The organism is Colwellia sp. SU-HH01172 (assembly GCF_057553355.1).
The window spans coordinates 222920-241291 of record NZ_BAAJMB010000001.1 but is presented as its reverse complement, the minus strand read 5'-3'; the positions used below and the strand labels follow the sequence as shown (position 1 = coordinate 241291).

Genomic DNA, 18372 nt, shown 5'->3' with positions numbered 1-18372 from the left:
GCTTTTTTTAATAATGCTAAAAAAACTGAACTGGAGAATGTTTTGTTAGTGACGAGCCTGTTTTGCAATAGACCAGTGTATACCTTGAGCAATTAGTATTGCTATTAGCACTCCGCCAGCGTTGGCTAGCATATCTAACCATTCACCATAGCGGTTAACATAGGGTTGAATTAGCTCGATTAAGCCACTCCAAGCGATAAATACTAATGCCAAAGTGAGCCAGTATTTAGGCTTTCGAATTGCCGTTGGCAGCATTAACGCGCAATATGAAATAAAATGATGGGTTTTGTCACTGCCAGGCACTGCTGGTAGTTGATCAGCCGGAAATAGCGAAACAATGGTGATCAGTGCTAAAACTATTAGGGTAATGCTCTGCCAAAACCGGTTGATAAAGTTTATTAATGAGATCATTTCGCTTTCTTATAAACTAATTTGCCATTAACCCAAGTTTTATCAACTGAAATTTGCCAAATATCTTGCTCTGGAATATCAAACAGGTTCTGTTCTAGTAAAACAAAATCAGCTTTTTTACCTTTAGCTAAACTGCCAATAATGTTTTCTTGATGACCAGAATAAGCGGCGTCAACGGTAAAACTTCTAAAGGCTTCCAGTGCGGTCATTTTTTCCTCTGCAAACCAGCCACCTTGCGGGCTATTGCTATGATCTTGACGCGTTATAGAGGCATGTAAACCATAAAAAGGATTTGGCGATTCAACAGGGAAATCCGAACCTGCAGCAATAATCGCGTTAGCGTTTAGTAATTTTCTCCAGGCATAAGCACCAAGTATTCTTTCTTCGCCCAGTCTATCTTGCGCCATATTCTTATCGCTGGTTGCGTGTGTTGCTTGCATTGAGGCGATAATATCAAGCTTGGCAAAGCGTGGAATATCTTTTAGGCGCAGCACTTGCGCATGCTCAACACGGTGGCGTAAATGCGGTGTGTTAGTTGTTTTTATTTGTTGTTCATAAGTATCCAGTACTAGTTTGTTGGCATTATCACCTATTGCGTGGCTATTGACTTGAAAGCCTTGTTTCATAGAAGTATTCACCAACAGCTCAAATTCTTCTGGGGTGTTCAGTAGTAAGCCTTTATGACCGGGGTGATCTGAATAATCTTCAATTAACGCGGCGCCGCGACTTCCTAAGGCGCCATCGGCTTGAATTTTTACGCTGTTAAAAGTCAGCATGTCATCATGACTTTGATATTGGCCATTCGCTAAGGTTTGCTGCCAATTTTCTGAGGGTAAATACAACATGGCATTAATGCGAATACTCATGGCACCTGCTTGGCTGAGCTCTTTAAATGCCGTTAAATTATTGCTGTCGATACCGGCATCATGAACACTGGTGAGGCCATAACTGGCCAGAGAGTCCATAGCTTTAACTAGCACTTGCTTTTGCTGTTTGATGGTTAATGGTGCAATGCTGTTATCAATTAACGCCATGGCATTATCGATAAAGATACCGGTAGGTTGACCATTTTTATCTTTAAGTATCTCGCCACCTTCAGGTGATTTGGTTGAAGCTGTGATGCCCGCTAATGCCATGGCTTTTGAATTGGCCCAGCCTGCATGGCCGTCGACGCGTTTTAGCCAAACCGGTTGGTTGGGAAATAGCTTATCTAAACTTTTTGCACTAGGAAATGTGTTACTTGGCCATTGTGTTTGGTTCCAACCTCGACCTTGTATCCAAGTTAATCCGGCGTTTGCTTTAGCATAGTTTAGTGTTTTATTTACAGCATCTTGCTCTGAAGAACTGTTAACTAAATCCGCGCGTAATAAGCTTAAACCGTAACTTAAAATATGACCATGGGCGTCAATTAAGCCAGGGATTAAGGTTTTTCCCTGGCCATCAACAACCGTTAATTCATTTGTTGTAGGAAGTGCCTCAGTCGCTAAATACAGTTTATCAATTTTGTCATCGGTAAATTGAATTGCGGCAAACGTTTTTAGCTTATCGTCGTTAATGGTATAACCCTGAATGTTCTTGATAAGTGTGGTTTCTGCGAACACTAATGTTGGGCTTAACGTTGCTAAAAGTAGCGTGTTTTTAATGGTGGTTGCCAAGCGAGTCATGATACTTCCTTCAAATATTCCTTTTTATTGTTGGCAAATACTAGCATGAAAAATAATGAGTTTTTTATCTTTTTAGTTATAAGAACTAAAAGCTAAAAAAGGGCCCGAAGGCCCTGTTCAAAAATTGCTTAGTTTTATTAAATAGTTCTAGTTGCGGTCGCTGGCGCTATCAAGGCTGCTTTTCTGGCGGGGTAAAGTACTGCTAATTGACCAACAATAAATAGCGCAACTACGCCAAACATTACTAACTGGAAGCTTATTGGTGACAAATTAAAGGTATTTACTAGCCACATATTAAGTGCAACGGCGCCTACGCAACCGATGACATTACCTATGGTAGAGATAATGAAATTTTCCATCATAAAGTAACGCATTATTTGGCCTTTGGTAGCACCAAGGGCTCGGCGCGTTCCGATTTGCTTGGTGCGGCGATTGATACTAAAAATAGCGAGGCCAACAATACCAAAGCCTGTAATTAACGTTAGAGTAATTACAACAGTGGTTAATATTTTATTAGTAGCGTTATGCTGACGGTAACTACGTTCACGCGTTTCTTCAATTGTACGTACGCGGCGAATAATTCGCTCTTTGTCACTTTCTGCTAAGGCTTTTTCAATCACCGGCATTAACTCATCACGGCGTCCTTCTTCCGTACGGATAAAGTAATAACCACCTTTAGATTCGCGGTGAAATGGCACTAACATGCTGCGTTCGACGCCATTCCAACCATTCCATGGTGCTTGTAATGCTTTGATAACACCAATAATTTGCATCGGTTGAGTTTGTGAAATATATACGGTTTTGCCGACTGCAGACTGCCAATCATCTGGGAATAAATTTTCAGCAAAGGCTTGGGTAATAATCGTTTTCGCTGGCCAGGTTGATTGACCGTCTTTACGTATTTCAATATCTTCTTGAGTAAAGTTAGCACCAGCAATAAGTTCTAATCCCATGGTATTTATTGCATGTTCATCAACCATATAAATGGCGGTGCCAACTGCGTCTTTATCTTCACCTGGTTCGTGCTGCAGTGCCATTGACCACCCACTACTACTGAGCGGTATCGCATTGATTTGTATGGCGTCAAGCACACCTGGGGTGTTACGTATCATGTGCAAGTCAGTTTGTAAGTGCGATATAATATTATAGTCTTGGCCAAATATAGTATTGGTTAAATAAAAGGTATTAGCTTCGTCTAAACCGCTTTCACGTTGCATTTGTTGCTGGCGATCTTGGATCATAAAAATGGCATTGACCATAATAGTCATGGTTAGTGCTATTTGTAATGCAATGAGCAAGGCGCCAATTTTATTTCGCGCTAAAGCGCGGATAATAAGTCCTGTTTCTAACATAATGAATTCCTATTACTGGCTTTTTAATTGTTGTGCGGGCTGAATATTGCAGGCGCGCCAAGTGGGGTATAGACCGGCTAATATGGTTGAAACTAAAGCTAATACAACGGCTAAAACTGCCATATTGGTATCTAAACTGGCTAAGCCCTGCATGTAGTCGCCATAAAGCCCTTCAACACCTTTTAGCCCTAAATATGCCAGTAATAAACCGAGCATGCCGCCCAAGATGCCAATACAGGCAGATTCGACAATATATTGGCTAAATAAGGTTGCTTTGCTGGCACCTAAGGCTTGGCGTAAACCAATTTCAGACGCTTTACCTAAGAATTTAGCCAGCAATAGTCCAACGGTATTTAGTAAACAAACGATCAAGAACATAAATGACATAGCCATCATCATTTGCGCATCATCGGCAACCACTTCTTGAACTTCCAACCACTGCATAACATTGTTTAGACGGTTGTCGAGCGGGCGTTGAAAGCGGCCAAACTGTTTTTGTTCTTCGACATAGGCATTAAGAAATTGCAGATAATCTTCTTTTTCTTGCTCGGTTTTCAGCTCAACCCAAAACTGGGTCCAAATACATTCAGAGGCTAGAAACGCTTTAAAGCCATCGCCAGTTGGTTTCCAACAATTGGTGTTGCCTGAACGTGATATTTTTTCATCTTCAATTAAATGAAAAGGAACAAAAATATCTTCCGATTCGTTAAATGCACCTGTGGTGATATCATAAAAACGTGGCTTAGGTTGCCAGTTGTCAATAACTCCAACCACACGGAACATATTGCCTTCGAGCTTAATAGATTTACCTACCGAGTCGGCACCGCCGAAAAGTTTGTCGTTAGTTTCTTTACTTAACACCACAACATACTCTTTACTTTCATCCGCTTGATTTGACCAACCGCTTCCGTAAATAAAGGGGACGTTAAACATAGGGAAAAAATCAGCGGAGTTTGCACGGCCATTAACAATCAGCGGCAGCATTTCAGGATCTTCAGGCTCAATAACGCCGAATGCTTGTGCCTGCACGTTTTGGCGAAAGGCTTTTTGCGCGCGCATTAAGTTTGTTGAGTCGGTAAAGGTTAATTGATCCGGTGGGTTTAGGCCATCATCAAAGGGATCATTAGCATCCCAACTGTCGAGTTGGACATAATAGAGTTGCTCGCTTTTTTCAGGGATCGGGTTGGCTGACATTAAATAATTAACCGTAACTGTGGTCATTGCAGCACCGATACCTAAACCAATAGCGCATACCATTAATAGGCTTAAGCCCCAATGGCGAACTATGCTGATCCAAGCAAGTCGTAAGTAATAACTAAACATAAATTTATCCTTGTTCTTGTTGGATTATTCGTTAAGCAATGGCTTGATTGGCGGTTGAGGCAACAATTTCTAACTCACTAACGCGCCCATCCTTAACTTGAATGGTACGTTTGGCACGCTGCGCTAATTCGGCGTCATGGGTCACCATTATTATTGTTGTGCCTTGCTGGTTAATTTCTTCAAGTAAGCTCATCACGCCTTTAGCCATTTCTGAGTCTAAGTTTCCGGTTGGCTCATCGGCTAATAAAAAGCGAGGATCGGTTGCTAATGCTCTTGCTATTGCAACACGTTGCTGTTGTCCACCGGATAATTGACTGGGTAAGTGCTTCATGCGAGATGCTAGTCCAACACGTTCAAGGTTTTCTTCGATGCGGCGTTTACGTTCTTTGGCATTGAAGCCACGATAGCGTAGCGGTACGTCAACATTATCATATAGGTTGAGATCTGGAATTAAATTAAAGCTTTGAAAAATAAAGCCAATTTTTTGGTTTCTCATCCGAGAGCGACCATTGTCATTTAATTTACCGACATCTTCACCGTCCAGTAAGAATTCTCCGTTGGTGTAAGTTTCAAGCAGTCCTGCGATGTTAAGAAAAGTGGTTTTCCCCGAGCCTGAAGGGCCGGTTACACTGACAAAGTCCCCTTCATTTACCTGTAAGCAAAAATCGCGGAGGGCGTGTGTTTGAATATCAGCGGTTTGAAATATTTTATTGATGTTTTTCATTACTAGCATGATGAATTCCCCTGTATCTGATGAACAGTTGACTGCTCTTTAATTATTTCTGCGTTAGTGATTAATTTAGTTGGCGCTATGGTCGATTAGTCGCTGAGTAATACTTGTTCGGCGGCATTAAAGGTGTCGGTGCCAGAGATAATGATTTGGTCTCCCACTTTTAAGCCTTGTAATATCTCGACATGGCTTAAGCTGCGAGCGCCGGTGGTAATTGGTGTTTTTTCTGCGAGACCATTAACGACTTTATAGGCAAAGCGGCCACCACTGCTGTCTAAGAATTGCCCGCGTTGCACTTGTAATACGTTTTCTTTGTACTCAAGAATAATTTGCGTGTTTAAACGTTGGTTTTGGCGTAGCTTTTTTGGAATATCGTTAGTGAAACGCACTCGCCCAGTAACCTGATTATTCAGTATTTCGGGGGAAATTGTTACTAAGCGAGCACGAAAGGGCTGCTGCTCAAATTGAATATTGACCTCCATACCTATCGCCAAATCATCGGCGTAGCTTTCCGGTATTTCAATTTCAACTTCGAACTGCGATAGGTCAACTATAGTTAAAATAGCTTGGTTTTTACTTAAAAAGGTTTTGTTATCTGTGCTTAAGTTGCCGACAATGCCGTTCACGGGTGAGGCGATATTTAGCCCGTCTACTTGGCGTTGTAGCTCTTTAACTAATAAAGTTTGCCGTCTGATATCAAGTAATAAAGATTTGCTGTCAAAGTCTAAACTTTCTGCATTAAGCGCCGCGTCTTGTATGGCATGTTTATGCTGTAAATTAGCTTGTTCTAACTCGTCTTGTGCTTTCTCGTAATCGATTTGGCTAATGGCACTTTTTTCATAACCGAGATCGGCACGGCGTTTTTCTCTATCGGCGGTAACAAGCTTTACATTGGCTAAATCAACGGCTTTTTGGTCAATCAGGCGCTGTTTTTTAGCTTGAATGTTTTGCCGTTCAAAACTTGATTGTAAGCTTTCTAAGCTCGCTTGCTGTTGGAAAAGCTGGCTGTTTAATTCTGGACTTTCAAGCTTGGCAATAACTTGCCCTTGTTTAACTTCGTGACCGGCTTCGATCAATAAAGTAATGGTACCGTCTGCCGGGCTGTATACCGTTGGGCTGACGGCTGCAACAACCCGTCCTAATACTGAAATATCTCGGGTGAAATCCCCTTGTGTAATAGTCGCTAACCTAACCCGTTCAAGTGAGATTGACTGCTGTGCTTTGCTCCAACGAGATGCTGCTGGCGCGACTTGCCAAATCAAACTTACAACAACTACGCTGGCTAAAGTAATGATTGCCCAACGCTTTTTCGGCGATGTTTTTATTTCTATTTTACTATCTTGTTCACTGGTATCTTTAATCGACATGACTTTCCCCCCGAATGTCAATATCAGTATCTTGTGCTTAGCAAAGCCATTTGCTGAGACATACTGACATAAACTTAAGTCGTATCTAATGAGGAAAAGGTTTAAAAAGAATGCGATTAATTCTTATTATCTTAAGGTTGAATAATAAGGAACAAGGCAAATTGTTAGTGTTTTAGTCTCTTGCAAGGCGTTTTGGCTATAAAAATTTTATCGAAAATATTTGTATGAATAACATTAAAAGAGCTAGCTGAGTCAATTTGATGACACAAAGCGCTATAGATTAGCGCTTTATATTTGTGGCTAAGAAAGTAGCTAAGATCTACACTGCCATCGACGTATGAGTGCCATCATTAGCAATAATAAAGGTATAGCGAAGTCAATTATGCGGGTATAGCGTGCGTATGGCGTCAGGCCTTTAACCAGTGGTACTTGAGTGCTGAGCACGGCTTCTTCAAATTGTGGGATTTTCGTTATTATCTCGCCCTGGTGGTTAACAACGGCCGTGATACCGTTGTTGGTGGCACGCAGAAATGGTCGGCCAAATTCAAGTGCACGCATTCGAACAATTTCTAAATGCTGATGTGGCCCGTGAGAGTTACCAAACCATGCGTCATTACTTACGGTAAGTAGTAAGTCGGTTTGATTAGAAAAATTAGCACTGAGCTGCTCTGCAAAAGCAACTTCAAAACAAATGAGTGGTAATAAGTGGTAACCATTGGCGATAAGATTATTTTGCTGGTAATCACCGCGACTAAAAGAAGACATAGGTAAATTGAAAAGTGGTGCTATTGGCCTTAACCAATCGGCAAAAGGAATGAATTCCCCTATCGGCAAAAGGTGATTCTTGGAATAGCGATTGCTATTGTTATATTGGTAGCTGCCTAGCTGATCTTCTTGGCTGTATTTACCAAGCACAATTAAATTATTGTAGTAATGTTGGTTATTGATATCGTAATCGATAATACCGGAAATTATCGCACTGTTATTGAGTAGTGCAGAGCTTTGAGCTAGTTCAAGAAAGTCTTGTGCTTGAGTGCTCGGTTCAGCAGCGGTAATGGCTGATTCTGGCCAAATAACAATATCTGCGGGATAACTTTTTCGGGTAAGATCTAAATATTTCAGCATAGTTGGCCAAGTTTGCTCTGGCGACCATTTTAGCTCTTGTTTAATATTGCCTTGAACAATAGCGGTTGTTACTGACTGTCCTGTCGAAGTTACCCATGTCGTTTTATTCAAGATTAATGTGAAGATAACCGTAGTAATAATTAATGCGCTATGAAAATAACGTTGTTTATTTTTGACGATATATACCAGCGCGATGCTCAGTAGTATGACTAAGGCACTAAGACCTTTCTCGCCAATAACGGGGGCAAAACCGGCTAACGGACCATCAATTTGACTGTAGCCTAAAGTTAGCCAAGGAAAGCCGGTTAAGAATACGCCGCGTAAAAATTCAGCCAGTAGCCAAATAGGCAGAAGCAGCCATAAATTAAGTTGCTTATTGACGGAAAATCGAGCGGCTAGATAACAAGCAAGTGTCAAGAATAAAGCTAAATACATACAAAGCATTAGCATTAATAATAGGGAAACCGGTAATGGTAGACCACCGAACTGGTCGATGCTGACATGAACCCAGCTAATGCCGGCAGCAAACCAGCCAGAGGCAAAAATAAAGCCTTGTTTTGCCGCTGCTTTAGGCGATTTTCCTTGCAGTGTAAATAGCCATAGTGGCAAGATCACCGCAATTAAGCCAAAGTAAGAGAAAGGTGCGTAGCAGAACACTAAGCACATTCCTAATAGCAAACTCAGACCATTTTCTTTGCTGGTTATATTGCTTTTAAACCGAGACATTAACGTGTTCAGCATAAGGTATTAGTCAACGATTTTACCTGTGACTTCATGCTCTTTAGGGATAGTGACTTGTAAAGTTTGAATACGGCGACTATCAGCAGCAGTTACTTTAAATACCACTTTATTAATCGTTACTTTTTCACCTTTTTTAGGCATATGGCCAAAGTGCTGTAATACAATGCCACCTATGGTATCGGCATCACTTTCATTAAATTGTAGGTCAAAGTAACTATTAAAGTCAGGGATGTCAGTGAGAGATTTCACTTGATAGACTTGGCCTGCTAAGTGTTTGATATCTTCTTCAATGGCATCATCGGTTTCATCTTCAATTTCACCAACTATGAGTTCGAGAATGTCTTCGATGGTAACAACTCCAGAGACACCGCCGTATTCATCAACAACAATCGCCATATGGTAGCGTTGCTGGCGAAATTCTTTTAATAGCGGATCAACCTTTTTACTTTCAGGCACGATTATCGCGGGGCGAATAACTTGTCCTAAAGTAAACTCTTCTTTGACTTGCTTGAAACCATAAGCGAGTAAGTCTTTTGCTAGTAAGATCCCTTCAATATGATCAATATCTTCATTGATGACAGGGAACCTTGAATGGCCTGATTCGACAATGATTGGCAATGATTTCTCAAGTGCGTCGTTGATGTCTAATGTCACCATTTGTGAGCGAGGGATCATAATATCGCGTACACGCATATCTGATACTTCGAGTACACCTTCAATCATTTGCTTGATTTCAGGGTTAATAAGTTCGCGGTCTTCGGCATCGTTTAATACGCCTACTAACTCTTCTTTATTTCTCGGCTCTCCTGTAAATACTTGCACAATCTTATCCAAGATAGATTTATTAGTAGAACCGTTACTAGAATGGGGGTGGTCGTCGCTCATAGAGCTTTGTTATTTCCTTGTTGTTCGCATTGTTAATGCTAAAAGAGTTGGTTAGTTTGTAACCGATTTTTAATTATTTCAAGTAATATATGATGATTTTCTTACTCAGTTACAAATTAACTGAGGTAAATCAATATTACGGTGCTCTGTTTTATTGCAAGAGAATCAATGATTTTTAATGATTCACATCGTACGGCGCGGGAAATCCCAACGCAATAATTATTTTAGTTTCTAATGCTTCCATTTCATCAGCTTCGTCATCTTCAATATGATCATAGCCTAATAAGTGCAGGCAACCATGAACGACCATGTGAGCCCAATGTGCCGTGAGAGTTTTCTTCTGTTCCACAGCCTCTTGTTCAACTACTGGTGCGCAAATAATGAGGTCGCCGAGTAAATCTAGTTCAATGCCTTCGGGTACTTCAAAGGGAAAAGACAAAACATTGGTTGGTTTATCTTTACCACGATATTGGCAATTTAATTGCTGACTTTCTTGCTCATCAACGAGCCTAATGGTTAGCTCAAATGGTTTTTCATATTCTGTTAATGCCGCTTCAAGCCAATGTTGAAAATCTTCTTGGCTCGGTAAATTTTTATTGTCGCAAGCTATTTGTAAATCTAACACAATACGATGCTTGCTACTTTTCATTTGAACCTTCACTAAGGCTATTTGTAGCACGGGCAAGTTCATCAGCTTTGCGTTGTTGTTTTTCGTTTTTTAAACGATTTTCTTTCTGTTCGAAAGCATCGTAGGCATCAACAATACGCGCAACCACAGGATGACGCACAACATCTTTTGATTGAAAAAAGTTAAAACTAACACCAGGAATGTCTGCCAACACTTCAATGGCATGGCGTAAACCTGATTTTTGTCCACGTGGTAAATCAACTTGCGTGATATCGCCGGTAATAACGGCTCTTGAGTTAAAACCAATACGGGTTAAAAACATTTTCATTTGTTCAACGGTGGTATTTTGGCTTTCATCGAGGATAATAAAGGCGTCGTTTAAGGTTCTACCGCGCATATAAGCTAATGGCGCTACTTCAATAACATTGCGCTCAATCAGCTTTTCAACTTTTTCAAAGCCCAGCATCTCAAATAGTGCATCGTATAAAGGGCGTAAGTAAGGGTCGACTTTTTGTGACAAATCTCCAGGAAGAAAACCTAGTTTTTCACCAGCTTCGACTGCTGGGCGAGTCAGTAATATTCGTCTAATTTCTTGACGCTCTAATGCGTCAACTGCACAGGCAACGGCTAAATATGTTTTGCCTGTTCCGGCAACACCAACACCGAAGCTAATGTCATTGGTAATAATATTTTGTACGTAACTTTGTTGATTTTCATTACGAGGTTTTATAATGCCACGTTTAGTTTTTATCGTTAGCATATCGTCATATTTTGCATCTAATTTACTGGTTTCGACTTCTAATGTGCCAGCGTCAAGAATGGCTAAATGTACCATTTCAGCAGTGATGTCTTTTGATTTACCCTTAACAATTTCGGTTTCTAAGTATAAATTTATCAAAAGTTTTTTAACGGCTTCACAATTGATAACTTTTCCCATGACCTTAAATTCATGGCTTCTATAGCTAATTTCAACACCCATTCGACGTTCGATGGTTTTTAGGTTGTCATCCATTGCGCCACATAAGTTAGCTAGGCGATTATTGTCAGCCGGAGAAAGCTCGAAATTAATGCTGGTATTTTTGCTCAAAAGTAATTCCTGATATGTGTAACCTTGATTGCAAACGGTAAATAAGTGGATTATTCACCGTTGCCATCTTCGTTAAGGGATATAGGTTGCGACACCTAATTCATCGGCTGGTCTTTCACCTACGGTAACTTCACCGGCTTGGTGATGGCTATTAGCCAAAATATCAGCTGGTGAGTGCGCTATTCTCAAGCCCATTTCACTTTCTTGGCGGACTAGCTCACCACGTAGTGAGTTGGCATAAACGTCGGTGATTTTTACGTCAACAAATTGGCCTATGACTGAATGAGGTGCAACAAAGTTTACGATACGGTTGTTCTCGGTACGGCCACGTAGTTCCATCGGGTTTTTCTTCGATGGTCCTTCAACTAAAATACGCTGCTCGGTATTAAGCATTTGGCGAGCAATACGCAATGCTTGTTGACTAATGCGGTCTTGCAATATTTGCAAACGCTGTTTTTTAACATCGTCACTAATATCGTCAACCATATCTGCTGCAGGCGTACCTGGACGAGCGCTATAAATAAAGCTGAAGCTTAAATCAAAATCAACTGCTTTGATCAAGTTCATGGTAGCTTCAAAATCAGCATCAGTTTCACCTGGGAAGCCAATAATAAAGTCAGATGACATGCAAATATCTGGACGTGCTTTTTTCAATTTACGAATTTGAGACTTATATTCGATTGCCGTATGGCCACGCTTCATTTGCGTTAAAATACGGTCTGAGCCACTTTGTACTGGAAGGTGTAAATGGCTGACTAGCTCAGGTACATCAGCATAAACATCAATGATGTCGTCAGTAAATTCAATTGGGTGAGAAGTGGTATATCGAATACGATCAATGCCATCAATAGTGGCAATTAAGCGTAATAATTCTGAGAAACGACAAATGCTGCCATCATGCGAGTCACCACGGTAGCCATTAACGTTTTGTCCTAATAAGTTTACTTCACGAACACCTTGCTCAGCTAATTGTGCTATTTCATATAATACGTCATCAAGCGGGCGACTAACTTCTTCACCACGAGTGTACGGTACTACGCAGAAGGTACAATACTTACTACAACCTTCCATAATAGATACAAATGCTGTTGCCCCTTCGGCTTTAGGCTCTGGCAAACGGTCAAACTTTTCAATTTCTGGGAAGCTAACATCAACCACCGAACTTTTAGTGCCAGTAACTTGTTGGATCATTTCAGGTAAGCGGTGCAAGGTTTGTGGACCGAATACCATATCGACATAAGGAGCACGTTGACGAATAGCGTCACCTTCTTGCGAAGCAACACAGCCACCAACCCCGATAACAAGATCTGGATTATCAGCTTTAAGGTTTTTCCAACGGCCTAACTGATGAAATACTTTTTCTTGGGCCTTTTCGCGAATTGAACAAGTATTTAGCAAAATCACATCAGCGTCTTCCGCTTCTTCGGCTAACTCAAACCCGTGGGTAGAGTCTAAAAGTTCCGCCATCTTCTGCGAGTCATACTCGTTCATTTGACAGCCCCAAGTTTTGATGTATAGCTTTTTACTCATTTATTCACGCCTAATCTTTTCTATGAAATTGATTCTAGTTTTTGCTAGAGAATTTAAGGAGGCGTATTTTACTCTTTCTTTGCCTTTGATGCTAGCTTAGAAAATAGTGATGAGAAAATACGCGTTGGGAGGTTAGGATATTTTCATTAAAGGGATAGAAATGATTATTTCACTGCCGTGTTCTTGGTTATCATAAGTGTGAAATGTAGCATTAAATTTATTGGCTATCTGGCGAATATAGTACATCGCCATGTCAAAATTAATTTTACTATTAAACTGAGCGAAGCTTTGCTCATTATCGGTAATTTTTAACCAAATTTTTTCATTCGATTCATTAACGTGAATTGCAAATTTACCACCATTGCCGTTGTTAATTGCCGCCAATATCGCTTCGTATATGATACGGTAAATAGCCGTTTGAATAGTGTAATCAATTTTCTCACAGGCGATATCAAGTTGCACAGAAACAAGTACATGGTATTGCTGATGAAAGTAATCAGCTAAATATGGTAGCGCTACCGTTAATGAACTACCTGATAAACAACTAGGCTCAGAATTGTTGTGCTGAGTTTTAAGTTCTGTAAGGCATTCACTTATCAGAGCAAGAGCTTCATGTTCATTGTTAGTATTGGTTTGTTCTTTCCCATCAAGCTGTTGAACGTTAGCTTGGTGAGTCATTAAATTTTGTACCTTTCCCAATTTTCGGCGAATTATGGAGGTAGACTTACCGTGAGTTTTAATTTCTTCATCTAACAGCTGATGAATATGACTAATCGATCGACTGCGCAGGTATAAAAGCCAAAGCGTTAACAAGACGATGACTATTATTAATACGGTGTAGATTATTCTAATGTTGGGATGCCAATACCAAGGATAGGCAACACTAATATCCGCATAGGCTTTAAAGCTGCTCCACTGTCCTAAACTGTTCGTGCCCATAATCTCGATATGATAATCACCTGGAGATAAACCGGTCAAGGTTAACTGGTTACCGTTAATATCATGCCATTGGCCATCATTAATCTGATATTTAAATTGCTTTTCTTGCCCAGGTCTAAAGTCTAGGCTGGCGAGTTCTAATGTCACGACATCGTTAGGGGAGTCTATTTCTATGGTATCACTTAGTAGCCGAGCTTTTCCTGAGGCGATTGTTTTACTGATATATATTTTGGCATCTAACGTGTTTTCGATGGATAGTGGAACCTCTACTACACCACCATAATGGCCGACATATACTTTGCCATTAAGTAGTACCGGCTTTTTTGTAAAAGTATATTGTTCTGTATTGGCAACCATTTTTAATTGATATGTATCAGGATTAAGTCGATATAAACCTGGCCGACCAGATATCCAAATCTCACCTTTAATAAAACTCATGTAGCCAAAGCTTATATTTTTTGCAAAGTGTGATAGGAGTTCGCCCTGAAAGTTGAATACAAAGAAGCCATCACCTCTGGTTGTAACAAAGACTTTGTTTTTATACTCAAGCAAAGAGATGACTTTATTTTCACCAAAATTATTTATATCTGTTATTGAGTTCGTTTCTGTGTTGACAATGTTAATGCCAGCAGGGGTTGCTATCCATAACTTATTATTAGGCAGGGGTAGTACATCAATTGTCTCACTTGAACTCAGCCTTTCTCCTTTAATATGGTATTCGACTTTTCTGTTTAATATGTTGTATTTTATTACACCACTGGCATTAGTTGCCAAATATAACGCACCATCTTTATATTTCATATTGAGTAGTAATTTATTGTTATCCGGAAATTCAACTCGAAATAATTTATTAGTATCGGTATTGTAGTGCCATAATCCATCAAATGTAGCTATGTAGATAATTTTCCCGTCGGAGTATAAGTCAGTAATTATTTTACCATCAGCACTAAATCGTTTATTAATATCATCGAGTAATAAACCATTATCTTGAGGTAGTACACCTAATCCACCACCGTAACTGCCAAGAATCAATTGACCTTCATGGGCTGTCAACGCAATAGCATTAATCGCGACGTCAAATATTTTAGGTATGCTCTTCGTAGTAGATGGAATGACTTGTTTAACGCCGTGATTAGATAATACCCATAGAACTCCTGTGCTGTCGTGAAATAATTTTTCAACGAAAACAGGTTCAATATTGGGATAATTATGTGAAAGTTGGTTTAAGTCGCTTAATTGGTATTGATTAATATTTCCTATTTTATCAACAGAAAAAGCACTAAGCATATTATATGAAGATGTTAATGAAGTAATAGGAGTATTGACCGTTATGCTATGCCGTTCACCGGCATCTGAGAGCGTAATTAGTTGCTTATCTTTTGCAATAATTAATGTTGAATTGGACGCTGACATAGCGGTGATTTTTCCTACTTCTAACTCAACTAAACTGTCATTGACTATTTTGAATACACCTTCTGGTGTTGAAATATACACATTTTTATCTGTGCTTTGCATGTGCTTAATATAGATATCATTAGCTAATACCTGGGTTTTTTGTGATTTTGGGTCAATCTTGTATAAGGTGTTTGGGGCGTTTAGATAATATTGGCCATTATGTTCTATAACGTTATATATGCTATTACGATGGATATTTATAGCTAAACGCTTTGCATTACCATTGGTGGTATCAAATAACCACAATTGGTGGGTTTCTGTTGCTAATAGTAATTTGTCATTGTTGACTAAATGAATATCGTTAATCCAATTAAACACCAGCGGCCAGTTTTTATTATTGCTATTAATCGTTATATTATTTTCACTGTCGTGTCTGATTAAGCCATTTGGTGTTGCCAACCAAATAAATCCTTTATTATCTTGAACTATTGCGCTGCTATTAATGAATTGATTGTCTATGCCTTGCGCGGCAGTTTGACCGGCAAAACAGCTAAAAGATAAGGTAAGAAATGAAAAAACTGTAAATCTCTTAGCTGTGTTTATAATAGAAAAAATACTATATGGCTTAAGTAATGCTTGCTGGTGCTTCTTTAGGTGGATGACGCTCTTCACCACATGCTGCATAAACATTTGGAACCTGGTCATTAAGCTCGGGCTTTTGTACCAAGAGGTAGGTTGGCTTTCTAGGAGAGCTCTCTCTCTGCTTATTTGCCCATGCTTCACGCACTTTATCTGCATGTTCTTTTCCATATTTTACTTCAAAAGCAGTGGCGAGCATATCGACACCAAAATCGTCCATCACCATGATGGCGTTATCATGGTAGCCACTTGTGCTGTCAAAATCTATATCTACGGTTAAAATCTTATCGTTAGGTAATACTAAATCTGCTTTTAACTTTGCTACAACTGCTCGATCTTCATGGGCTTTAAGCTGACTTAAGTTAGGTTTTTCAGACAGGTCATAAACTAAATTAATATCTTTAGCAATGCGTTTTTCTTTTCTTAATGCTGACATAATGATTTCCTTTTATTAATTGTCTTTTTGTTTAATTATTTTTTTTGCAGCTTTTTGATTATAGCGAAGATAAATGTTAATGGTAGTGCTAATGACATTATTTATTAGGTGGTGCCTCAATGCAATGGGTTGAAAATTTAGAAAAAAATGGCTTTGTGCAAATTGATAATTTTTTGCCTGATAGTCAAGCCGTACAATTAAAGAATGCAATTATTAAGAACAATCATTTCAAAAAGTGGAATTTGTTAACATCGCCATATGGTCCATTGAGTAATATAAAGGATAGAATTTCAACAAATACGATTGATAAATCTAGACACGCACAAGCACTAAGGGCTTGCAAGCGCCGACAGTTTTCATTTTCCTTTTATCGTTCAAGTAATAAACATGCGAAACAGCATGGCCAGTCAGTGCTACATCAAAATATTGGCAATAAGGTGGTGAGCCAATTAAAGGCACATGGATTGATAGAAGGACGGTTACAAGATTCATTTTTTGCAGCATTTAAAAAAGGTCAATTTATTAGCTATCACACCGACGGCAGTGCAGGAAAATACGCCTTTATTTACCAATTATCACAAGGTTGGCAGAAAAAATTTGGTGGTCAATTGGAATTATATCCAAGGAAAATAAAATTTTTCAAAAAATTGTTAGAGCCTAAGTTTAATAGCTTAGCTATTTTAAAGTTGTCACACCCAATGCCGCACAGTGTTAAGGTTTTGCAAAACCCTGCACATAAACATCGAATTACCGTCTCAGGTTGGGTAGAATAAAGCGATGTTCGTCAAAGTATTAGTCTTGATATGAAGCAATTTGATTGTGTTATTGTTGGTGGAGGAATGGTCGGAGCGGCCAGTGCCTTATCATTGGCTGAATTAGGTTTAAAAGTTGCCGTCATAGAGCGCAGCGAGCCATTGCCATACGAGCCTGAGCAAACTTATGACTTAAGGGTTTCTGCAATTTCTTTGGCCTCTGAGCAATTATTAAGGCAATTAGGGGCTTGGCAGCAGCTACAGCAATGGCGAATGTGCCCGTATAAACGTTTAGCTGTTTGGGAATGTGAACAATCCTATACTGAGTTTAATGCAAAAAATATTGTGCAATCCCATCTAGGGCATATTATCGAAAATAGGTTAATTCAACTTGCTCTTTGGCAGGGAATTCAACAACACCTTAATATCAAATTATTTTGCCCTGAATCATTAGTTAGTCTTGAACAATTTACAACACATGCAAAGCTGACATTATCTTCGCAGGTGATAGAGGCTAAGCTTGTTATTGCGGCTGATGGTGCCAATTCGCAAGTGAGAAAGTTAATGAATATTGGTACAACGGGATGGGATTATGCCCAATCAGCGATGTTGATCAATGTCAAAACTGAAAAACCCCAGCAAGATATAACATGGCAGCAGTATTTTCAGACCGGTCCTCTTGCTATGTTACCTATGCCTGGTAATAGCGCATCGCTGGTGTGGTATCATGAAAAAGATGAAATTAATCGCTTATGCTCTTTATCCAATAGGAATTTACAGGGAGAAATTCAGCAGCACTTTCCCACGAAATTGGGCAAAGTTGAAGTGGTGGCAAAAGCCGCTTTTTCGTTGACTCGTCGACATGCAAATCAATACATTAAAGGGCGCACTATATTACTGGGAGATGCTGCCCATACCATTAATCCAATGGCCGGGCAGGGGGTTAACTTGGGCTTTAAAGACGTGAAAGCACTACAAAGTGTACTTGCTGAAGCGATCGGCAACGGCGAGTCATGGTATAGCTCGTCGGTGCTTGCTAGATACGAGAAAAAACGTCGAAAAGATAACTTACTAATGATGACGACCATGGATGCATTGTATTTGTCGTTTGGGCATGTTTCACCCATTGCAAAATTGGCGCGTAACGCTGCTCTATCTGTTGTCAACAAAATACCCAGTATAAAAAATAAAGCACTAGCCTATGCTTGCGGTATTTGATTACTGCCCCAAAAAAATCATTTAACGCCCGTTGTTGGCTATTATCGACAAGTAAGAGCGGTATGGATAAAGGGTTTGTGTTGCTTGATAACGCGCAATGAGACTAAATAATCTAATCGTTAGTTTTATAGAGAACTAGTGAATATAAAT

General features: G+C 39.7%; 15 protein-coding genes. 2 read left to right on the top strand and 13 right to left on the bottom strand.

Annotation, left to right across the window (positions count from 1 at the left end; genetic code table 11):
* Window positions 1-45: 45 nt before the first annotated feature.
* The 13 genes from AC27JP_RS01095 to AC27JP_RS01035 form a co-directional block, all read right to left on the bottom strand.
* Window positions 46-411, bottom strand: coding sequence for a VanZ family protein (locus AC27JP_RS01095; protein ID WP_487111600.1), 366 nt, complete (start codon window positions 409-411; stop codon window positions 46-48).
* Window positions 408-2075 (bottom strand): amidohydrolase, encoded by a 1668-nt coding sequence (locus tag AC27JP_RS01090; RefSeq protein ID WP_487111599.1) that lies wholly within the window; start codon window positions 2073-2075, stop codon window positions 408-410. The genes AC27JP_RS01095 and AC27JP_RS01090 overlap by 4 nt, the downstream gene beginning before the upstream one ends.
* 137 nt (window positions 2076-2212) lie before the next feature.
* Window positions 2213-3427, bottom strand: a complete 1215-nt coding sequence (locus tag AC27JP_RS01085) for an ABC transporter permease (protein WP_487111598.1) — start codon at window positions 3425-3427, stop codon at window positions 2213-2215.
* A gap of 12 nt (window positions 3428-3439) precedes the next feature.
* Window positions 3440-4750 carry an ABC transporter permease gene (locus AC27JP_RS01080; protein WP_487111597.1) on the bottom strand — a complete coding sequence of 437 codons (1311 nt, stop codon included), beginning with the start codon at window positions 4748-4750 and terminating at the stop codon, window positions 3440-3442.
* Window positions 4751-4781: 31 nt separating this feature from the next.
* On the bottom strand, window positions 4782-5483 hold the full coding sequence (locus AC27JP_RS01075; protein WP_487111596.1) for an ABC transporter ATP-binding protein: 702 nt from the start codon (window positions 5481-5483) through the stop codon (window positions 4782-4784).
* Window positions 5484-5569: 86 nt separating this feature from the next.
* Entirely contained in the window at window positions 5570-6847 is a 1278-nt protein-coding gene (locus AC27JP_RS01070; protein ID WP_487111595.1) for an efflux RND transporter periplasmic adaptor subunit, read from the bottom strand.
* A gap of 312 nt (window positions 6848-7159) precedes the next feature.
* Window positions 7160-8698, bottom strand: a complete 1539-nt coding sequence (gene lnt, locus AC27JP_RS01065; RefSeq protein WP_487111594.1) for an apolipoprotein N-acyltransferase — start codon at window positions 8696-8698, stop codon at window positions 7160-7162.
* A 21-nt stretch (window positions 8699-8719) separates the two neighbouring features.
* Window positions 8720-9598, bottom strand: coding sequence for a CorC family transporter (locus tag AC27JP_RS01060; RefSeq protein ID WP_487111593.1), 879 nt, complete (start codon window positions 9596-9598; stop codon window positions 8720-8722).
* Between the two features lie 175 nt (window positions 9599-9773).
* Window positions 9774-10247, bottom strand: coding sequence for an rRNA maturation RNase YbeY (gene ybeY / locus AC27JP_RS01055; protein ID WP_487111592.1), 474 nt, complete (start codon window positions 10245-10247; stop codon window positions 9774-9776).
* Window positions 10237-11313 carry a PhoH family protein gene (locus tag AC27JP_RS01050; RefSeq protein WP_487111591.1) on the bottom strand — a complete coding sequence of 359 codons (1077 nt, stop codon included), beginning with the start codon at window positions 11311-11313 and terminating at the stop codon, window positions 10237-10239. The genes ybeY and AC27JP_RS01050 overlap by 11 nt, the downstream gene beginning before the upstream one ends.
* A 72-nt stretch (window positions 11314-11385) precedes the next feature.
* Window positions 11386-12843: a tRNA (N6-isopentenyl adenosine(37)-C2)-methylthiotransferase MiaB gene (miaB, locus tag AC27JP_RS01045; RefSeq protein ID WP_487111590.1), complete on the bottom strand. Its 1458-nt coding sequence runs from the start codon at window positions 12841-12843 to the stop codon at window positions 11386-11388.
* A gap of 132 nt (window positions 12844-12975) precedes the next feature.
* Entirely contained in the window at window positions 12976-15636 is a 2661-nt protein-coding gene (locus tag AC27JP_RS01040; RefSeq protein WP_487111589.1) for a triple tyrosine motif-containing protein, read from the bottom strand.
* A gap of 166 nt (window positions 15637-15802) precedes the next feature.
* The gene (locus AC27JP_RS01035; RefSeq protein ID WP_487111588.1) at window positions 15803-16252 is read right to left on the bottom strand and encodes a hypothetical protein; all 450 of its coding nucleotides are present in this window, start codon (window positions 16250-16252) and stop codon (window positions 15803-15805) included.
* A 119-nt stretch (window positions 16253-16371) separates the two neighbouring features.
* On the opposite strand from AC27JP_RS01035, the gene AC27JP_RS01030 reads away from it, so the two are divergent.
* Both AC27JP_RS01030 and AC27JP_RS01025 read left to right on the top strand, forming a co-directional pair.
* Window positions 16372-17025, top strand: coding sequence for a 2OG-Fe(II) oxygenase family protein (locus tag AC27JP_RS01030; RefSeq protein ID WP_487111587.1), 654 nt, complete (start codon window positions 16372-16374; stop codon window positions 17023-17025).
* A 30-nt stretch (window positions 17026-17055) separates the two neighbouring features.
* Window positions 17056-18222 carry an FAD-dependent oxidoreductase gene (locus AC27JP_RS01025; protein ID WP_487111586.1) on the top strand — a complete coding sequence of 389 codons (1167 nt, stop codon included), beginning with the start codon at window positions 17056-17058 and terminating at the stop codon, window positions 18220-18222.
* Window positions 18223-18372 lie beyond the last annotated feature (150 nt).